2 protein-coding genes and 1 pseudogene are annotated in these 2,609 nt (G+C 43.3%); 1 reads left to right on the forward strand and 2 read right to left on the reverse strand.

All coding sequences use genetic code 11. The features are described from left to right. Positions 1 to 494 (reverse strand): annotated as a pseudogene (locus IQR33_RS33265) (ROK family protein); the annotation flags it as partial. Between the two features lie 175 nt (positions 495 to 669). Next, positions 670 to 1,419, reverse strand: coding sequence for a tRNA-uridine aminocarboxypropyltransferase (locus tag IQR33_RS16300; RefSeq protein ID WP_017634916.1), 750 nt, complete (start codon positions 1,417 to 1,419; stop codon positions 670 to 672). 140 nt (positions 1,420 to 1,559) lie between these two features. On the opposite strand from IQR33_RS16300, the gene IQR33_RS16305 reads away from it, so the two are divergent. Then, entirely contained in the window at positions 1,560 to 2,375 is an 816-nt protein-coding gene (locus IQR33_RS16305) for a sterol desaturase family protein (RefSeq protein ID WP_193837376.1), read from the forward strand. The last annotated feature ends 234 nt before the right edge of the window (positions 2,376 to 2,609 follow it).

Below are 2,609 nucleotides of genomic sequence, written 5' to 3' on the forward strand. Positions count from 1 at the left end.
CATGCGTCGATAGGAAGACGTGTGTGACCCACCTCACCCGCTACGTGGTTGCGGCCAGAGAATACTTTGCCTTCGTAGATAAAGCCGCCACCAAAACCAGTACCAAGGATCAAACCTAGTACAGATGGTTCATCTTGAAGATCTTCGTCCCAGGCTTCAGAAAGCGCGAAACAGTTTGCATCGTTTTCAATTTTTACGCTGCGACCGATTTTAGCTTCTAGATCAGCACGAAGTGGTTTGCCTTTTGCCGCAGGAACGTTAACTGTTAGTACCGTTGCATCATCGGCGTCTTCCATACCTGGTAGGCCAAGACCAATCGTACCTTCACAGCCAAACTCTGTATCGTATTTATTCACCAATTCCGCAATGGTATCAACCAGCAGCTCGTAGTTGTCTGTTGGTGTAGGTACACGTTCCGTCGCTACACGCTCAAGCTTCTCGTTAAATGCACCAAATTCAATTTTAGTGCCACCGACATCAAAGCCGTAATACATGTATTTCTCTCCTAAAAAATGCTTCAAACGACTCTCAAAAATGGCTAGAGTCAAAAGTATAAACTGATGGCATTATCCATATCTGTACGCCTGCAAACCGTGACCGAATGCAGATTTATCCCCTCACCGAAGCCAGTTGAACAACATACCATCAACAAAAGCTCATTCCTTAGAGTCAGCTCTCGGTTTTCATCCACTCTTTGAAACGTTTCAAGTGTGGCTGGTTAGGGTCGCTTTTGACTCGAGTCTTGCTCAGCATGTAAGTTTCTCTGAAGGCTTCAAACCACAATTGAAGGCATTCCGCAGCTTTAGGCTCACCAGCTTGTTTTAAAACTAATGTCGCGACTTCGGCGGTTGAAAGATGCTGATCATTCTCGGAGCGGCGCATGATGTATTCAGACAGAGATTCCGGCTCAATGGAAAGCACAGGCAAAGATTTAAGAAAATCAGAACGACGGAATATCTTTCGTGCCTCACGCCAGCTACCATCAATAAAGATCAGCAACCATTTTTTGTTCTCGACATCTTCTTTTACCAATCGCCCTGGCTCTAGATCTTCAATTAAACGAGAGGGATCATCCACATAGTCTGCAGGAAATACAATCACCGGTTGGTAACTGTCATCCTGTAGTAGCGCTAGCATCTCTTCAGACGGTTCTCTTCGGTTCCATTGATACACGTAAGTCTCTTGAATCGTATCAGCGATTAGACGACCGGTATTACTTGGCTTAAACACTTCGTTTTCAGAAACAATCAACATACATGCAATATTGGCCTTGATGTTTGGCTGAAGGTCGCACAAACAGTGTTGCTCAGAAACCTGGCAATATTGGCAACGAACCACTTTACATCCACGCGCGTTGAAAGGCTTGGTTGAGATAGATTGTCGGTACTGATATAAACGGTGGAAAGCGTGAATTCTCATGGTAAGTAATGCCAAGTAAAAAGTAGAGCGCGATTCTACTGATATTATGGCTTCGCCTCAAGATAAGCCCATCAGCAGTGTGTTGAAATAATTTCACTCTTATCTCGGTCATAGATAAAGAAATAAATAAGGGAATGACAGTGACAGAAACGACATTTCAAGAACCCTCATGGCTCAGATTAGGCTTTTTCCTTGGCGTATTATTGCTTTGTGCCATTTGGGAAAACAAATTGCCTAGAAAAACACTGACCGCTTCGCGCAGGTTTCGCTGGGTCAATAACTTGTCATTGGTCGCTTTTAACAGCCTAGTTATTGCTTTAATCATGCCTATCGCCGCCTTTCAAGCTGCGGTCATAGCTCAGGAGCAACAATGGGGGCTGCTCAATATTCTGTCCCTCCCCGCTTGGTTAAATATTTTTCTAACCGTCATTTTGCTTGATTTCGTCATTTACGCTCAGCATGTTGTCTTTCATCATGTAAAGCCGCTGTGGAAGATTCACCGAATGCATCACGCCGATCTCGACATAGACGTCACTACAGGCGCACGCTTTCATCCCTTCGAAATAATCATTTCAATGGGAGTAAAAATTGCAGCCGTGTTTATCTTAGGTGTTTCACCTATCGGAATTGTGGTATTTGAAATTGTGCTTAATGCGAGCGCGATGTTTAATCACAGTAATGCAAAACTGGCTTTATCCATAGACCAAAAACTGCGAAACGTCATCGTTACACCAGACATGCATCGCGTGCACCATTCAGTGATAGTAAAAGAGACCCACTCAAACTTTGGTTTTTTCCTTTCAGTTTGGGACCGCTTTTTTGAGACATACCGAGCTCAGCCTAAGTTGGGTCATGATGATGTTGTTATTGGTGTGCCGGAAATTAGAGACGAAGAAGAGCAAAGATTAGATAAGCTTTTAACGCAGCCCTTTCGCTACAATAAAGAGAAGAAGTAATGGTTGAAAAAATATTGTTGGATGAAGTATGTCAACAAAACGAATAGACCAAGCCTAAACCCCAGTTAAACACTACTTCATCCTCATGATGTGTAAGAACAGATTAGTTTTCTGCTAGCTGACGCTTTTTGTTTAGCTGAGTAATACCAACAAATAAACCAACAACACCAAGCACTGCACATGCCAAAGCATTGGTGTTCATTACTTGCTGTGCCTCTATTGAGCTGTATAGAA

Source organism: Vibrio sp. OPT46, from assembly GCF_015163535.1.
GTDB lineage: Bacteria > Pseudomonadota > Gammaproteobacteria > Enterobacterales > Vibrionaceae > Vibrio > Vibrio alginolyticus.